Origin of the sequence: Geotalea daltonii FRC-32, from assembly GCF_000022265.1 — a bacterium.
Lineage (GTDB): Bacteria > Desulfobacterota > Desulfuromonadia > Geobacterales > Geobacteraceae > Geotalea > Geotalea daltonii.
In genome coordinates this window covers 2,978,749-2,993,801 of sequence record NC_011979.1, presented here as the reverse complement: position 1 = coordinate 2,993,801, position 15,053 = coordinate 2,978,749, and the positions used below count along the sequence as shown (strand labels likewise).

Here is a 15,053-nt window from a genome sequence, read left to right as displayed (position 1 = left end):
CAGCCTGCCCCCTTATTCTGTTCCTTTTATAATCCTTCCGTGGTCAACCGCATTTAAACCACATCGATCTCCGCCCGCACCTCCGGCGCCACGGCAGTGGCAGGTTTTTTCGCCAGCAGGTTCAGGTCCAACCCCGGCAGCAGCTTGGTCAGCATCCCCATTAGCCCGTCGGCAGCGCTGCCGCCGCCGGCCACCATCACATCGGGAACAACCTTGATGTGGCCGTTTTCTATGGCGGCAGAAATCAGCTCAACGATCTTGATCTGCTTTATGGCCTCTTCGCCGATTGCCTCCTGCTGTTTGTTGTACGCCTGGGCGGTTGCCTCGCCGATGGCGGCGATCTTCGAAGCCTCACCGTCACCGATGGCCTTCAGGCGCTTGCCTTCGCCGACACCCTCCAGGGCCTTGGTTATCAGTACCCTCGCCGCAGGTTGGGGCAGCTTCCCTTTTTCCCTTCAGCCCAGTCTTTCAGGGGATCGGCAGTCTTGGAACCTCGTGGGTGGTAAATATCGAGCTTTGTTTTCCCCTTTCCTGCCGGGGTGATTTCGGCCACCAGAGTGAAAAGGCCGTCTTTGGGCGAGCCAGAGATGTGGTGATCGTTGTATTCCTCCTGCACCGAGAGCGAGAACACATTCTTCCGGACCGTTTCGATCTTCGGCCGGTACGTGGTCTTCCCGCCTGTCTCCCTTAAGGCATAGTTGGGCGAGTCGTACACCTGCACGTTGAGGCACTTCTGGGAATATTCCTTCACGTCGGCAATGACAGCCTTCGCCGGCTGGTTGATGGTGTAATGATCCGCCGCAGTGAAAATGCCGCTTTCGCTGTACATGGCGACGAATTCGTCGCGGTTTTGGGGTACGCCGATGGCGCATCCAGTGAAAAGCAGGAGGAATAGACAGAATAGGCAGATTTTGAGGAACAGGTATTTCATAGCGTATACTCCTGTGACTAACGTTAAACAGAGTCCGTAATTACCAAAGTAATACCAGTTCGGATATTTTGGTTACGCCCGGAAAATACCGGTGCATCAGGTAACCGGCAAGAAATGCCAGTGCCAGGGTGGCTAAAAAGGGGATGCTGGTCGTTTTGAAGACACTCCCCCACCAGTCGCCGCTGTTCATGCGCTTGGTCCCGCGCAAAAGGCTTGCCGCCAGGATGAACTCGAATGCCGCTTCAGAGAGGATGAAGGGCGCTTCGTAGACGAGATAGGCCCCTGTCCCCACAAGCACCGCCAGCATCGCCGCAAGCACACCCAGGATGACCGCAACCAGGCAGCCCCCTTCATCCCCCAATGCTGCCCCGACGACGTCTCCCGCCGCGTCGCCGACCACATTTCCTATGCCGCTGCCCGTATCGACACCACCGTCCATAATGGGACTGCTGCCGGTATCGGCAAGCAAGCCGTCTACCTCGAAGGTTCCCGATGCACCGGCGCCGGAGAACTCTCCCCCACCCCCTTCAAAGGCAGGTGTAATGTTTGGACTCCCACCACCGGATATGGGCAAGTCCGGCAGCAGGTCAACCGCATCCACATGGCTGTCATGGGCTTTTTTTGCCGCGGCGCTGGGTGATATGTAATGCAGCCAGATCTTGACTGAAGCGAAGAACACACCATAGGCGAACACCACCGCCAGCGGGTAGCGCCACATGACGTTGGTCATATCCAGCACCAGCATGAGCTTGGTCGCCAAGAGGCCGGAACTGAAGGTGGCCAGCAGGATCAGTGACATGTGGAACCGTAGGGCATGGCGGCGTTTGAAGCGTTCGGTGAAGTTGATTTTGTGTTTGGTGAGGTTGGGCATGAAGTTGCTACTCTTTGGTGTTTTTCTTTAACATACTACCGCTTGACAATACTAACGTCTCCCAGTACTATTTTCCCATGATCAAGACGTTTGCCTGTAAAGAGACTGAAAAGCTTTTTCACGGCCGCTTTTCCGGAAAGCTGCCACAGGATGTGCAGCGTATCGCCCAACGGAAGCTAAAACAGATTCATGGCGCCACTACCCTGGATTTTCTCCGCGTACCACCAGGCAACAGGCTTGAGCAACTTTCAGGGAGCCGCACCGGCCAGTGGAGCATCCGAATCAACGACCAATGGCGCATCTGTTTTACCTGGCAAGACGGAAATGCAACGGACGTCGAAATCGTCGATTACCACTAAAGGAGCTTCTATGATAAAACGCGATCTTCCCCCGGTACATCCTGGAGAAATTCTCCTTGAAGACTTTCTAAAGCCGCTAAACGTTACCCGCTATAGGCTTGCCAAGTCCATCGGCGTACCCCAACGCCGTATCGATGAAATCTGCGCCGGCAAACGGGCCATCACTGCCGACACCGCCTTGCGCCTTGCCCGGTTCTTCGGCACAGACGCCCAAAGCTGGATGAATCTTCAAGCCCAATACGATCTCGAATGTGCTGAAATCACTTTGGCTGAGCGAATCGAGCAAGAAGTGAAACCTCTCAGAAATGCAGCTTAGCGAGGCTACTTAACCACCTGTAAATCTGCAAAGGTGACCGAAAGCCTTCTCACCGGAAGCCGAAGTTGCGTACGCTGTCCCCGGAATCCCCCACCCTCCTTGGCTGAAACTAGCATAATTCTTGCTGCCCGATGACTAAGGGCAACCGTTTGGGCGCCTTGATCCGCAGCTGCTTGTTGACATTCATCCGCCCGAACACAACCTGAATGTCGCTGACGGAGACGCCAAATTCTTCAGCCAGAAACCGAACCATATGGTCGGTCGCCCGCCCGGCACGGGGAACCGCCGTCACACTGACACAAAGCTGGTGTCCCTTCACCTTGCCGATGGCGTCCCGTTTGGCATTTGGAGTGCCGAGAATATTGAGCACCAGCGTATCGCCATCCCAGAAACAAAACTGTTTCATGTTTCTCCGGTGTCCAGCCTTAAGCAGTCCAGTTCGTTTTGAGGCTGGTTCAAGACGCTACAATCGTCTTGCTTTGTCCCATATCGAGGGCTGCCCCTTGATTCTCCCTTTGCCAATCATGGTTTTGTTCAGCGACCGGTGACAGGAAATGGTCGGTGACCGATAAAATCATCAACGGAAAGTGTGGGTTTGTGCTTATCTTCTCGCTTCGCTTCCGGCAGATCCAGAGCCACGTAGACATCCTGCCGCTCATATAAATCGGCAGAGAAATCCTTCATGCTCTTGGATGCCCACATGAGCGTGGCGCCAGACACCAGGGCGCCCATGGTGATGTAGAAACCACCACGGTCGTATTGATAATCACTATTGTAAAAGCCATCTGTCTCATTACCCGAAAAGAGAATAAGCCCGAAGCCGCCGACCGCCAGTAGCGGTATAGCCAGGTATCCCAAGGTGGTCGCGGTGGCAGAAGAGACTCCATGCCCTACCCTCGCAGACACGCTCGGCGCCCCCTCGACGCGAACTAACTTCGGCTCCCGGCCAGCAAAAGAAACCTGAGCCAGTTGCACATCTGTATTTGCCAGTGGCAGTTTGCAGGGAGTTGTACAGGTGGAGCCAGCAAACTGCACGGTGGCACCGACTGGAGTGGAGTCGAAATGAACATAATAGGCTGAAGAACAGCCGCTTATGAGGGTGATTATTACGCTGATGGCAATGAAGCGCTTGAACATGGCCGGTCTACCCCTTCTTTATCATGTTGTGTATCCCCAAATGGTGCCACATTGAGTTGATCCAGGGACGCCTGAGGGACTTTCCCTGTTCATCGGTCCACCAGAATCGCCAGTATTCACGTTCAAAGGCTACCCAAAGGCCTTAACACCGACAAATTCCCTTCCCTTCAAGCTGAGCCGCACCACGCCTTTATTGATCCTGATCATCTCCAGCTTCACCAGGGCGCGGATCATCCCGAGGGAGGAAGTTTTGCCGACTTTTGCCACTACAGACCGGGCACGGCTGCCATCGTTGATTGCCAGTGCTTCCAGAAATTCTACAGAAGCCGATATTTCTGACTCCTTTAGCCCCTGCCAAAGCCATTTGCTGCCGAAAATTTCATCGTAGGATGTCAAAACCAGATTGGCCAGAGCTACCGCGAAGCCCAGAGACACATGGGCTCGATCAATATCGTCCTGAATAGTAAATGGATTATCAACGAGGACCGGCCCAGAAAGCCATCCCAGGTAATAGTCTTCCTGTGGTTCGTATGCATGGCCGATACACCCAAGCATGGTCAGAGCTATCCCCAGGTACAATGACCAGAAGCCGATGGGATGCGAATGGGACAGGCTCGTGCCGTAGGACAAGAGGAACAGAGCACAGTACAAGGCCAGTGCAATCATCAGCCACGCTTCATCGCTTTTGTGCCGCTGATAAGGTTCCTTGGGCTTAAGAAAATATGAAGCCGCCATGAAGGCCAGTGCAAGGTTGACCCCTGTCACAATAGATCGTTCATAGCCGAGATTATCGACCAGCGGCAGATCGACAAAGGCCAGGGCAAATATGAGGACAACGGTTGCGCCGGCTAAGAAGATCGGTGTCAGGATCACCGTAAGAACGGCGAAAATCGCGGCATCGCGCCTCGTCTTGCCGATGGCTTCGCGTAAGCTGTTGCGCAGGGTTACCCTGTCATGGGGTGGGGAGAATAGTTCTGTCATAGCGATGATTTTTTGGTGCTTTCTCTGCGTTTGTCTTGGAGCGCCTATGAAGTCACGTTACAAGGGCTAGTTGCACAATTGCAAGCCTGGCACCGCTTATCATTCTGGCACCACTTATCATTCTACTATTTCACTGCAGCTCTTTCCTGTTGTCATAACACATCTTTTCTCCAGTCCGTGCGACAAAGCTATTTTGAGAAATTCAGCCGTAGAATCACCTTCTCCACGCGACCGCCCGTCCCATACAACAAATGCCAACTTTCGAGTAAACCTAAGGTCTAGTACAGATTCAATTATCCGGTGATTGGTTACAGTGAATGCGTTCTCGTCACTGACCTCAAGTTGAAGGTCTATAAGGCGGCCTCGATCACTGGCTTCCTGCACAAGATGATCAAACCGCTTGCCCCATGCCCCTGGTCGATCGGTAACGGAAACTTCTCGAAAGATATCAGGCGAGAAGGGAAGGACAACTGTCGCTGGAATTGCCAATTCCCTCGCTGCTTCTAGTGCAAGGATGTCTGCGCCACATGCTGCAGAGCAGACAAGATGTTGAATATTCTCTCGGCGGAAGCGATAAAGGAGCTTGTTATACACATGTTGAACCTCAAGTAGTGGAAATCGAGGAATAGTTGCATCCGAGACATCAATCCGGCGACCAGCAAGAGCAGCAATAGCAGGCGTGACACGACACTTCGCTATAACCATTACGTCAACTCACCAGCAAGCTTGGACCAAGATACTACTTTAATGCCTTCAGAAAACCACGAGGGTTTGTCTCCGGTAAATTTATCCCCTGCATGCACTGCAATAACTCTTTTGTCCAACTCCAAACTTTTCTCGACTTCCCACCTAACCCATTTACTCTGTGCTGTATTTTGCGAGAGGTAAACAACTGTTGTCGAAGTTCGGTTAATTCTCTCTGTGATTTTGCGCCGTATATATTCGGCCCGGTCGCTTTCGTACGGTTCCTGCACAGAATGATCGTTAAACTCAATATCACTATTCTCATTCTTAGCCTGAGCACGCAGGAGGTTGACCTCGTCCATGTCTTCTGTGGCAAAGCTGATAAACACATTTCGCTTTCCGCCCTGAAGTGCAGCTTTAGCCTTTTCCTCCAGTGCCCGTAAATCGCCAAGGCTGCTCCAACCGCCACCACCGTTGCCACCCATCTTAAACCTCCACCGTCTCAAATTCCCGACAAGCTATGCATGTACCGCATGTTTCCTCATTCCCTGTGTGGCAAGAATAGGTAGCGCCAATCCTTTTCAACTTCGCAAGGGCAACTACATCTGTTTTGAGGAATGAGGCAAGCGGAGCGAGCAGCTTGATATCCCTGTTCATGCAACGTCTGATGAGTACTTCGGCATCACGTAGAAATGCACTGGTTTGATCAGGAAATAGGCTGGTACTTTCGTGAAGAAGCCCTATTGAAATTGCGTCTGCTTTTACCTGAACCGCATACGCTGCTGCAATGAGGAGAAACAGCATATTACGACCCGGCGTAAAGGCATCCTTGACTATATCAAGTGACGAATCAGTAAGGCCTGAGTGTATAAGCGCCCCAAAACCGGATAGATCAGCCACCCTTGGTTCCGGCAAACCAAGTTCGCTCATGCCACGGCGGCAGGCAGCCAGTTCCTGATCGCGAGCCCTCTGACCATAATCGACAAATAGCGGATGCTGGATAAGGCCCTCTTCTTGGGCGAGTTTGGCAATCAACGTAGAATCAAGTCCACCGGAAACCAAGGTCACGATGCTCATACAGTGGCAACCTCCGGGACACGATTGGCAACACGCATCACAATCCAAATAGCCCAATCAAGAAATCCGACCTGACAATCCAACTCTTCAGCATGTTTTTTCAGCTCAACCTCATGGCGGCGATATTGTGCAAGGCTGGAGATCGAATAGTTATCACCGGAATACATTCCGAGCTTCGTCATATAATTCAGCACATGCCGATCCAGAATTGCCAGATCATAACTAACCCCGGCATTTCTCAGGAACATGCTTGCCTGCTTCGGACCGATACCCGGCACATGCTTCACAAACCAACATCTGGCTTCAGTGGCAGTTGCGAAACTCTTAACGAGCTCACGAAGTGTGCATTTACTATCCATCACCACACTATGTGCAGCAGCCAACTGACGCGCTCGTGCAACAGGAAAGCGATATGCTCGTTGTTTGCCATCAACCTCTACGGGAGTGATCAAAAGCTCCTCCAAACGCTTGGCTCGTTTCGTAGCACTTACGCACTTGTCATGTAAAATGCCATCATTGTTGATTGCATTCGCAGCAGCAGTAGAAAGGGGATATGGGACTTGGCTGCTCAGGATGCATGAAGATAACTCCCACCAGAGGCGTTTCTCATCTGTAGGAATTACAGCTTTACTTACGCGATCACGGATGTCAGGACAGATAGCAGCAACGGCATTTTTCAATCTATTGCTAGAAGTATTCATCTAAACAACCCTTTAATTTCTTGTTTTAATTGCTTTACTGCCTGGCTCCCCATTATTCCAACCATAAATGACTGAAGATCATTTTCAGCTAAATATTGTCTCATTTCAACCATGAATGAAGAGTAATAATCAAGGTTATGGAAAACAACTTTTGCTTGAAAATCATTACCATCAAGAGCTGTCTTTACAATCTGTGATTCAGCTTTCCCCTTTTGGCAAACGAAATAATCAAAATGCTGAAAATGGTGAAGTCGATGCACATCACGATCTACCACCATTCTGCACCACTCAAGGCCATCAAATGAGTCAGCGCCTGCAGCAACAAAAACAGGTATGCTCCATGGATTGCCTGTTCCTAGAATATGGAGGGGTTGGTAGAATGGCAATTTATCGAGTTCTTTTCTAATGCTCTGTATGGCCATTGCCCTGGCAACGATTCCCTCCCCTAATTCTCGTTCAGGTACTGCTATCAACGGCGGTTGAAGTTTTTCTGAAATTTCACAGATTATCTTAGGGAAATGTGTTAGCTTGTAACCGCCATATTTTAATTTTGGAGCATGGACAATGGGCAGTACAGCGCTCTTGGTATACTCTTTTTCTCTTTCTACAGCCTCGATTATTTCGCTAATTGCCATTTCTGGCTTGTGTTTCGGTTTCAATATGTCAAAGCAGAAAGCCCAATCATGCGGCACTTTGTGAAGCACATTCCATAATTTTTGTTTTTGCCAATTTCCTTTTGAAAAACGTGTCTGTTCATAGCTTCCAGAGTCCAGCAATATAAAACCGCCATTATCTTGATACTCTTTCAACTCATCTATAATGCCTTGAGGGTCTTTCTTATATCTTGGCACCAAATCATAGGCTGAAACTAAAATAGTTTTTGATTCAAATGTCCGTAGTACGCTGACTGCTCCGGCAGGTGATATTTGTGTTTCAAATGAAGAAACTGACATGAATAAATTGGGTAAAGGAATTTTTCCGCCAGCTATCGCATTGGGACGTTGAGGAGGTACCCTAGGCGGTACAACAGATGCCAATTTACACTTTAATTCCATAATTCCGCTGTGATCAGCCTCGCCTGTCCAGTCTTGCATGTCAACATGACTGTTTTCGCCGAATGGGTAAGGAAGATCAGAATCATCAAGTCTTACAGGTATCATGGGAACTTTGTAGTTTTCTGCAATCTGCAACTCTGCAGCATAGGTAGCCTTCACGCGTGCTGCCATGGAGTTTACTGCGACAACACATCCAGAGCCTGGTAATTCCTTTTCTATTGCCTGACGAAAGGAACCGACTATTTTTTTGTCTATCCAGACATCCCATTGCTGAGACAACAGTTCAAATAGCATTATTGCTATTTTTTTGTTCTCTTTAGCATACACAATATATATGTCTGCCATCTGTGTGATTTCCTCAGCTATCAGTTTCTAATGCGGCCCATGTCACCGTATACATCGCCGTTGTAAAATCATCGACAATTGAAGCTTTCTCTAAAGCAGGGACTTTCAATAGTTCATCACATCGCACACCTTTTTCCTGCAATACAACCATGGGTAAACCTGGCAATGGTTCGCTTTCAATGCTCCTGATAATCTCCGCATCTGCACCCTCTGCAAGAATGAGCGCGGCACAGGCTGAATAGCTCAATTCACCATCCAGAACAGGACAGCAAACCTCCACGCCGAGTCCTTTCAAGACAAAACGGGCTTCTTCCATTGTGTATCGCTGGCCAAGACTACCAGCCACCCCCAAAAGTAGAACCGTCCCTGCCGTTCCGCAGTGAATGGGTGCAAACTGACCCAATTCGGCAGGATCAATTGGTAACTGGCCGCTGTTGCAGTATTGTGCAACAGCCCGAGACGCTAAATCGGCAGCCTCCGCGGCAGACAGTCTTTTCTCTGCCCAGTAGTGGGCGAAAATTGCGCTAAACACGTCACCTGTACCGATCTTAAACACTCGCGATGATCTATATGCGGGAATTAATGTGACTATCCCCGACCGCTCGTAAACCGTTGCACCCCAGATTCCGCGCTTCACAACAACAAGCTCTGCCTGCTGATCTTCAATTAATTGATGTGCCGCCAGAGAGAGCTCAGCTTGATAGCCGGTCGCGGATTTGAGTTCCAGCTCGTTAAGAACAATAGCCAACTCGTTCGCACGGGAGCCATTTGCCCTGAATGGTGCCGGATTCCGCCACGTCTGGGGGTCATAAACGGCTCGATCTGCATCAACTATTGCATCACCCTCCAAAAACCCAAAACGCAACACGGCTTCATCGCTGATAGTAATTATATGTTGCAGGGTGAGCATGTCTGGTGGTGGTTGAATGTGGGGTCGAGACAGCGGATGAAAATACGCGAAGACAATACTTGTAGGTCGCGAATTCACGCGAACATCCACGCCAAGCTTCTTAAGCGCATGAATATGCACGTCTTCCGACTCTTCACAATATGTATGAAGAACAGTCCCCGGAGAAAGCCTAGATATAGCTGCAGCAGCCCGACCACCGGAACCAAATGCTGCATTCCAGGCAGGCAAGCAACAATTTTCTCTGTAGAAACCGCCAGCTATGCGCATTTTCCTCTCTGTTAATTCCTTAGTTACGTACTTTTTTAATGTAATTCTGATCAAGCTCGCCTGTTCAATCTGGTTTGCGTAATCGGTCCCACTTAAATTTCATACCATTTTATTGGCTCTGACTGCTTAACCCATTCATCATATGGAAGGTACTTCTTAGCATCTTCAAACACGTACAATAACTCTTTACCGCCCTTACTTGGTGATTTCTCACAGTAAGGATACAGCCCGAGATACTCTTGACCGCGATATTTTTCATCGCTTGAGTATTGAACAACTGGAACAATTGCAACCTTGCTTTTGATACCGTCAAAGTATCCGCATTCCCACGGCATCCATTTCGAATCAAGTGAACTCTGCGTTGTTACGAAAAACAGGGAGTTGCATTGCTGCATTCTCGATCTGATTTTATCAGCAGTATTTCTATTGACACTTCTCCTGTCTAATTGCGGATCATCTATCCAGTCGATGTAAACTTTGTAACCCATTTCCGCAAATAGCTCCTTCATCCCCAAAATTATCTCAGCATCTCGAATAGTATGCGACAGGAACATGTCAAAATGATCCGCATACACAGCCGCAGTTATGGACTCCAAAATCAGGGCTTCTGATTTCCTCAGAGAATATGCATTTCGCCGGATTCTGTCAGCAGACAAAGCTCTTTGGGCATAATCTCTTACTGTTGACTCACGAAATAAGGCCATTAGCCGCTCCCGTAATTTATTATCAAGTAAACTTTACAGTTCCACCATTCACTCTCGTTTAACAAGTCGGAATGACAGATTACCGAAATGGAAATGGCCTGGGTGGCAGCTCAGCGCGGTTTCCGTCGAGTACATATCCTAACTGTGTATAGACATTGTCCTTGAATTCCCAATTCTTATCATCATGAAGCTGCGCATGGTCAAGAGCATGTGCAACAATCTTCGGCGAAAAGGGAACAAACATTACCCCTCTGTTTCTTAGAATAGGAGGACAGGTTTCTTCATTGATTCGCCTCCACCCATCAAGGTTCACCCCGATAATCGTGCAGCCCTTTTCGATTGCAACTTCAGCCTCCCACTTGACATATTTATACTTATAGCGCGTATCCTCGCCAATGAGCATCGCGTATTTGCCCGCCAGATTGATGCGCTCCCGGCATTTTCGCTTTATGTAAGTCTCATCCTCTGAATTGATTTCTGAATTAAGTTGGCAATCGGCGAAATCAAAATCGATATGCTCATGTGCCTTCCACGCTTGCATCAGCCGGTAATAATTGATATCAGTGCTGCTGAATCCTACGAACGTTCTTGGCAGTCCCATAAATGACATCTCCTTGTAACAATGCAAATCCTATTCTGGGATTGTTAGACGGTGCAATATCAGAAAACTAAATCTTCAGAACATCACAGATTGGCCCAAATAACACGCCTTCGTTTACCTGTAACTCCTGTCTATTCCGATGATGAACAGCGATAGCTTTCCATTCCCTCGTAAAAACAGGAGATCCTGAGTGCCCTCCTTCTGTCGGGCTGCGGTAGTGCACGAAACGGTTGTCAGAACAGGCTACTAGGCTATTGTCGTAGAGGGTAACTTCAAGTTCCCGTCCTCCAGGATGTCCAATAACGTATATACGCTGCGGTGCCTGTCCCTCGCCAGGAACCACCGGCGGATAAAACGATGGGCTGAGTACTGAGGTGCCCAAAGGAGGATTAACCTGCAACACTGTTACGTCTAGCTCGTCTTTGGCAGAGGTATGGAGGATATTTCCGAGTTCTACCCTCGGTCGCCCATAGATACGGGTAAATTCAACCGATCCATCCCCCGATCGAAGCGGCGCATTGTCTTCTGATCGGTCGCTGACCACATGCGCATTTGTAACAAAGACCGGCGCATCTCCCCAACCCAGACACAGTTCAGATCCTCTTACAAGAAAGCCGCTCCCGATCGCCTCACCGGTTCCGGTTCGAATGACCCGTCCCACCGCCTTGCATCTCTCAAACATGTTGTCCAGCCATGCTATCGGTACGGCAGCTTCATTTCCATAGACCGCCTGAAACCCGCCGATGTCCGCTACAGCCAGAGATGTTACCTGTAACTCTGCGCCCTGTCTCTGAAGAAATTCATATTCGAGTACAGGGAGGAGTTTATTGCCGAGTTCCGTACCTGAAAGCCTCCAAACCTCCTTCATCTGCCGGAGTGTGCTTCCCAATTCAAAGGCGTCGACACATGGGTGTCGAACGTAATCCTTTGCCCATCTGAGAGCCCCATCAGTGTCCAGTAACGCGACGGAGGCTTCCATGGCAGTAGCATGGTCCCAGATGGTAGCATTCTGCCCAAGATCGTCGATTTCTCCGAGAATTTCTCTGGCAATCAATTCTCTATTCGGTCCCCCCGGTATGTCAATCCCATCCAGTTCTGCTCGTGCCAAGAGGGCAACAAGATTGATACCATGCCAGCGATAGTCACCCATACGATTAGTCCAACAGGACTTATACTCACGGATCGCTTTCCCCAAATTGTCCCGTCCCGCGCCATTCACATAAAGCTGCTTGAATGCCCGACCAGATAAACCGCAGAGCTCAGGTCCCTCACGAGGATCGTTACGGTGCTCCGTCGGGAGAGCCTGCAATATACCTAAAGACTCCTCGATCATGTTCTGGTCAATAAGAGCTTGAACCTGCAGGCGTCGAACCAGAGGAGTTTCTTTCCCGCAGGCAATGAGCTTCTTGGTTGTTGCCTCCAACTCGGGGAACAACCGCTTGCGACGAAGGATCGTAAGCGTCTTTTTAATTTGTCCACCGTCGAAGTCGTCTAGGTTCACCTGATCAAGAAGAGTACCAACATCAGTGTGCCTGAATTCATCTACCGCAGTCCTAAGCTCTTTCAGGAAACACGCCGGCTCCATCAGGCACCCTCCCGTTTGCACAGCCGACGTAACTGCGCGCGAAGCTTAGGTCCCTTGAAGTATTTCGTTGCCGAGTGGCGCCACGTGCCCCAATTCTCTTCCTTAACATCGATCACAGCTTCTGTACCATTCTTTTTGAAGTCATTGGCCAGCGCCGGATCGGGTCGAGAGATCACATCAAACGGATCATAAACGTTCACCCAGTCCCCCTTCAACTTTGACGGAAAGCCGTTTTTGCAGGACCAGTTAAGTTTGTCCTGTACTTCATCAAGCCCCAGCGGGCTTCCGAGGGTCATGAAGCCTTCGATTTCCTTGCAATCCATCACGTCAGTTAGGACGTCATACCCTATGAAGGTCCCCTGGCTATGCCCGACCAACACATGGCGTGTCCCTGGCGCTACCTTTGCAAAATCATCCAAAACACGACGACGGATGATGTCTCTAATACCGTTCGTGTTGAACAGATAGTCGTGGGCCTCCCGAACGAAATGCTCCATCATACGCTCTTTGATGAACCAAGGGATCGGTATCCGTTCATATCCATCCGTACTTTCGTCGACCGGGGCATCCTTGAGCGCTTGATTTCCATCAGCCAACTTCAGCATAAGGCTCGCTTCCCATCCCGGTTTAACATCCTGTTTCACTGCTGCATCAAGCTCCTCCGCGCGGTTGGCTGCAGCTTCATAATCCGATGCGGCTATTGGCTTGTCATAGAAAAGGTCAGCCCAATATACAAAGGAAGCAGTTACGCCGACAGCTCCAAGATCAAAACCTGGATCACCAACCACAGGGGCAGAAAGGGCATTCAGCCATATCCGCTCAAGCTCTTTTGGTGCAGGTTTGTTGGCAAGGCCGTGAATAAATGTTACGTGCACTTGTTGTGACATTTTAGCTCCTCCTCTGGATTAAGGTTTACGCAAAGTCAGGAATCGTTGCCTTTGCAGCTTCGACAAGCAATTTCCACGGTACATCATCACCCCACTCCTCCTTGAGTTTTTTCTTCTGGACTTTGAAATCCAAAAAATTCTCTATGACGGGGGTTGGGCAGATCCTGGGTAGGGCTCCAGGAAGGACCATCAACCAGGCCAACAGAGCTCTCATCAATTCAGTTTCATTTCCAGGATACTGCTTCAGATCGAAACCGGACAGATCGGAGACGAATTTGCTGTAAGGGGCGTCAGTGGGAACGAGAACCAACCAGTTATGCAGGATCTTCCCATCCCCCGGATATCTCCGAGACATCGCCAGACCCAGTTCCAACGGCATGTTGAAACGAGCCAGCATTTGGTTTCCTTCATACCGACATTTCGATAAGTCGTGGATGGAATACTTGGACGTGTATAAAGCATGCAGAATTCTTTCAATTCGACTGACAGCAATCATTTCGGATTCCTTGGCGCTTCGCGGGATGAAGCCAGATGCAACTACCGAAAAGATGATGGCATCGAAAAAGGGCTCATATTCGGAGTCGTAGGGACAATTGATAAAAATCGATTTCTCACTGTCGGGATTGGGAAGCTCAGGATGAGGGAATTTGTAACTCATTGTTGCCCCCCCCTGCTTTTGCCGTCTGCTGCTCTGCTAATTAATGAAGAGACAAGGGAACGGCCCGCACGGACATTTTCCTCCCCGACAGTCTCCTTGATCCGCTCAAGAAGGGATCCCAGGGCCGGAACGTTATCGTCACACTCCGTATCAGCAGGGCCTTTCTTATCAAGTTCTTCTACACAAACCTGCAGCGCTCGACACGCTTGCTCAAGCGCACCTTGGAAATCACCTGCCTTTTCCATTTCCCGCGCAATCCTCGTCCGTAGCGCAGCCCGTTGCTCCGGGGAAGTATTCTGAAGCTGTTCCATTATTTCAAGCGACTTAGTCATTAACGGAATTGCACCATCTACCTGCAGCCCTTTCTCGGCCAATGTCTTGATCACATTGACCAGCTTCAGGTTCAGCCGTGCGAGGTCCCCACTGGCCGGTGCAGCCGAAAGTTCATGAATCTTTTCTTGAAGCCGTTTCCGCTGCTTTTCTAGTTGTTCCGGGCTTGGCTCGAATTTTTGGATCTCGCTCGATAAATGAGAAATGATCTCCCTGCCTCTCGCCTTAAGATCTTCAACGACCATTTCGTCAATCGGATTTCCTTGAAGGCGCCCCAGAAGTTGTTCAGCGGCAGTATCGATATCATCCAGGGAGGAAATCGTTACAAGCTGCCTCCCCATTAGGAACGGTGGCGGAACCACATTACCCACGAGGACCCCGAAGATTGGTCTCCCCTGCTCCTTCCACGAATTTTCCAGTACCGTTCTCCACTCCCACATCAGCCGTTCATTACCGAGACCTTTAGGGGAAACAATAATGACGAAGGCTTCCGCACGCTCAATCAACTTACCAATGGCTGAGGTAATGTCATCTCCTTGCTCCATTGAATCTGAAGTTGATACCTCGTGCCCGGCAACCTCTAACTTTCTCCGCAAAGTCTTCGCCATCTTTTTTTCGGATGAAGCATGTGACAGAAAAACTTTCATCTTTCAC

General features: G+C 49.8%; 20 protein-coding genes. 2 read left to right on the top strand and 18 right to left on the bottom strand.

The features are described 5' to 3' along the window. Nucleotides 1–53 precede the first annotated feature (53 nt). The 3 genes from GEOB_RS20470 to GEOB_RS13520 all read right to left on the bottom strand — a co-directional run bounded on the left by GEOB_RS20470 (nt 54) and on the right by GEOB_RS13520 (nt 1,802). Nucleotides 54–200, bottom strand: coding sequence for a hypothetical protein (locus tag GEOB_RS20470; RefSeq protein WP_230198948.1), 147 nt, complete (start codon nt 198–200; stop codon nt 54–56). A gap of 212 nt (nt 201–412) precedes the next feature. Further along, entirely contained in the window at nt 413–931 is a 519-nt protein-coding gene (locus GEOB_RS19970) for a hypothetical protein (protein ID WP_012647804.1), read from the bottom strand. Between the two features lie 40 nt (nt 932–971). Beyond that, a complete protein-coding gene (locus tag GEOB_RS13520) occupies nt 972–1,802 on the bottom strand; it encodes a hypothetical protein (protein WP_012647803.1) in 831 nt (276 codons plus the stop codon). 77 nt (nt 1,803–1,879) lie between these two features. Between GEOB_RS13520 and GEOB_RS13515 the strand changes: the two genes are divergently transcribed. Both GEOB_RS13515 and GEOB_RS13510 read left to right on the top strand, forming a co-directional pair. After that, nucleotides 1,880–2,161: a type II toxin-antitoxin system RelE/ParE family toxin gene (locus tag GEOB_RS13515; RefSeq protein ID WP_012647802.1), complete on the top strand. Its 282-nt coding sequence runs from the start codon at nt 1,880–1,882 to the stop codon at nt 2,159–2,161. Nucleotides 2,162–2,171: 10 nt separating this feature from the next. Further along, nucleotides 2,172–2,477: a HigA family addiction module antitoxin gene (locus tag GEOB_RS13510; protein WP_012647801.1), complete on the top strand. Its 306-nt coding sequence runs from the start codon at nt 2,172–2,174 to the stop codon at nt 2,475–2,477. A gap of 109 nt (nt 2,478–2,586) precedes the next feature. On the opposite strand, the gene GEOB_RS13505 is transcribed toward GEOB_RS13510, so the two are convergent. The 15 genes from GEOB_RS13505 to GEOB_RS13435 form a co-directional block, all read right to left on the bottom strand. Then, entirely contained in the window at nt 2,587–2,883 is a 297-nt protein-coding gene (locus tag GEOB_RS13505) for a DUF167 domain-containing protein (protein WP_012647800.1), read from the bottom strand. A 128-nt stretch (nt 2,884–3,011) separates the two neighbouring features. Then, nucleotides 3,012–3,614 (bottom strand): hypothetical protein, encoded by a 603-nt coding sequence (locus tag GEOB_RS13500; RefSeq protein ID WP_012647799.1) that lies wholly within the window; start codon nt 3,612–3,614, stop codon nt 3,012–3,014. A 129-nt stretch (nt 3,615–3,743) separates the two neighbouring features. Continuing rightward, nucleotides 3,744–4,595: a hypothetical protein gene (locus GEOB_RS13495; RefSeq protein WP_012647798.1), complete on the bottom strand. Its 852-nt coding sequence runs from the start codon at nt 4,593–4,595 to the stop codon at nt 3,744–3,746. Nucleotides 4,596–4,712: 117 nt separating this feature from the next. Beyond that, the gene (locus GEOB_RS13490; RefSeq protein WP_012647797.1) at nt 4,713–5,300 is read right to left on the bottom strand and encodes a hypothetical protein; all 588 of its coding nucleotides are present in this window, start codon (nt 5,298–5,300) and stop codon (nt 4,713–4,715) included. Then, nucleotides 5,300–5,764: a TIR domain-containing protein gene (locus tag GEOB_RS13485; RefSeq protein ID WP_012647796.1), complete on the bottom strand. Its 465-nt coding sequence runs from the start codon at nt 5,762–5,764 to the stop codon at nt 5,300–5,302. The genes GEOB_RS13490 and GEOB_RS13485 overlap by 1 nt, the downstream gene beginning before the upstream one ends. A gap of 1 nt (nt 5,765) precedes the next feature. Then, nucleotides 5,766–6,356: a 7-cyano-7-deazaguanine synthase gene (locus tag GEOB_RS13480; RefSeq protein ID WP_012647795.1), complete on the bottom strand. Its 591-nt coding sequence runs from the start codon at nt 6,354–6,356 to the stop codon at nt 5,766–5,768. Then, nucleotides 6,353–7,057 carry an 8-oxoguanine DNA glycosylase gene (locus GEOB_RS13475; protein ID WP_012647794.1) on the bottom strand — a complete coding sequence of 235 codons (705 nt, stop codon included), beginning with the start codon at nt 7,055–7,057 and terminating at the stop codon, nt 6,353–6,355. The genes GEOB_RS13480 and GEOB_RS13475 overlap by 4 nt, the downstream gene beginning before the upstream one ends. Then, complete coding sequence (locus tag GEOB_RS13470) at nt 7,054–8,457, bottom strand: toll/interleukin-1 receptor domain-containing protein (protein ID WP_012647793.1); 1,404 nt, start codon at nt 8,455–8,457, stop codon at nt 7,054–7,056. Before GEOB_RS13470 ends, GEOB_RS13475 begins: the two co-directional genes overlap by 4 nt. A gap of 13 nt (nt 8,458–8,470) precedes the next feature. Next, nucleotides 8,471–9,688, bottom strand: coding sequence for a carbohydrate kinase family protein (locus GEOB_RS13465; protein WP_230198947.1), 1,218 nt, complete (start codon nt 9,686–9,688; stop codon nt 8,471–8,473). Nucleotides 9,689–9,726: 38 nt separating this feature from the next. Continuing rightward, complete coding sequence (locus GEOB_RS13460) at nt 9,727–10,338, bottom strand: TIR domain-containing protein (RefSeq protein ID WP_012647791.1); 612 nt, start codon at nt 10,336–10,338, stop codon at nt 9,727–9,729. Between the two features lie 79 nt (nt 10,339–10,417). Further along, nucleotides 10,418–10,939: a TIR domain-containing protein gene (locus tag GEOB_RS13455; RefSeq protein WP_012647790.1), complete on the bottom strand. Its 522-nt coding sequence runs from the start codon at nt 10,937–10,939 to the stop codon at nt 10,418–10,420. A gap of 67 nt (nt 10,940–11,006) precedes the next feature. Beyond that, a complete protein-coding gene (locus tag GEOB_RS13450) occupies nt 11,007–12,524 on the bottom strand; it encodes a serine protease (RefSeq protein ID WP_012647789.1) in 1,518 nt (505 codons plus the stop codon). Further along, nucleotides 12,524–13,411, bottom strand: a complete 888-nt coding sequence (locus GEOB_RS13445; RefSeq protein ID WP_012647788.1) for a hypothetical protein — start codon at nt 13,409–13,411, stop codon at nt 12,524–12,526. Before GEOB_RS13445 ends, GEOB_RS13450 begins: the two co-directional genes overlap by 1 nt. A 25-nt stretch (nt 13,412–13,436) precedes the next feature. Continuing rightward, the gene (locus tag GEOB_RS19395) at nt 13,437–14,069 is read right to left on the bottom strand and encodes a hypothetical protein (RefSeq protein WP_012647787.1); all 633 of its coding nucleotides are present in this window, start codon (nt 14,067–14,069) and stop codon (nt 13,437–13,439) included. Next, complete coding sequence (locus tag GEOB_RS13435) at nt 14,066–15,046, bottom strand: TIR domain-containing protein (RefSeq protein ID WP_012647786.1); 981 nt, start codon at nt 15,044–15,046, stop codon at nt 14,066–14,068. Before GEOB_RS13435 ends, GEOB_RS19395 begins: the two co-directional genes overlap by 4 nt. Between the last annotated feature and the right edge of the window lie 7 nt (nt 15,047–15,053).

Excerpts from the sequence above, each read along its gene's own strand:
- GEOB_RS19970 (WP_012647804.1), bottom strand. The coding sequence starts at position 931 with ATGAAATACCTGTTCCTCAAAATCTGCCTATTCTGTCTATTCCTCCTG.
- GEOB_RS13520 (WP_012647803.1), bottom strand. The coding sequence starts at position 1,802 with ATGCCCAACCTCACCAAACACAAAATCAACTTCACCGAACGCTTCAAA.
- GEOB_RS13515 (WP_012647802.1), top strand. The coding sequence starts at position 1,880 with ATGATCAAGACGTTTGCCTGTAAAGAGACTGAAAAGCTTTTTCACGGC.
- GEOB_RS13510 (WP_012647801.1), top strand. The coding sequence starts at position 2,172 with ATGATAAAACGCGATCTTCCCCCGGTACATCCTGGAGAAATTCTCCTT.
- GEOB_RS13505 (WP_012647800.1), bottom strand. The coding sequence starts at position 2,883 with ATGAAACAGTTTTGTTTCTGGGATGGCGATACGCTGGTGCTCAATATT.
- GEOB_RS13500 (WP_012647799.1), bottom strand. The coding sequence starts at position 3,614 with ATGTTCAAGCGCTTCATTGCCATCAGCGTAATAATCACCCTCATAAGC.
- GEOB_RS13495 (WP_012647798.1), bottom strand. The coding sequence starts at position 4,595 with ATGACAGAACTATTCTCCCCACCCCATGACAGGGTAACCCTGCGCAAC.
- GEOB_RS13490 (WP_012647797.1), bottom strand. The coding sequence starts at position 5,300 with ATGGTTATAGCGAAGTGTCGTGTCACGCCTGCTATTGCTGCTCTTGCT.
- GEOB_RS13485 (WP_012647796.1), bottom strand. The coding sequence starts at position 5,764 with ATGGGTGGCAACGGTGGTGGCGGTTGGAGCAGCCTTGGCGATTTACGG.
- GEOB_RS13480 (WP_012647795.1), bottom strand. The coding sequence starts at position 6,356 with ATGAGCATCGTGACCTTGGTTTCCGGTGGACTTGATTCTACGTTGATT.
- GEOB_RS13475 (WP_012647794.1), bottom strand. The coding sequence starts at position 7,057 with ATGAATACTTCTAGCAATAGATTGAAAAATGCCGTTGCTGCTATCTGT.
- GEOB_RS13470 (WP_012647793.1), bottom strand. The coding sequence starts at position 8,457 with ATGGCAGACATATATATTGTGTATGCTAAAGAGAACAAAAAAATAGCA.
- GEOB_RS13460 (WP_012647791.1), bottom strand. The coding sequence starts at position 10,338 with ATGGCCTTATTTCGTGAGTCAACAGTAAGAGATTATGCCCAAAGAGCT.
- GEOB_RS13455 (WP_012647790.1), bottom strand. The coding sequence starts at position 10,939 with ATGGGACTGCCAAGAACGTTCGTAGGATTCAGCAGCACTGATATCAAT.
- GEOB_RS13450 (WP_012647789.1), bottom strand. The coding sequence starts at position 12,524 with ATGGAGCCGGCGTGTTTCCTGAAAGAGCTTAGGACTGCGGTAGATGAA.
- GEOB_RS13445 (WP_012647788.1), bottom strand. The coding sequence starts at position 13,411 with ATGTCACAACAAGTGCACGTAACATTTATTCACGGCCTTGCCAACAAA.
- GEOB_RS19395 (WP_012647787.1), bottom strand. The coding sequence starts at position 14,069 with ATGAGTTACAAATTCCCTCATCCTGAGCTTCCCAATCCCGACAGTGAG.
- GEOB_RS13435 (WP_012647786.1), bottom strand. The coding sequence starts at position 15,046 with ATGAAAGTTTTTCTGTCACATGCTTCATCCGAAAAAAAGATGGCGAAG.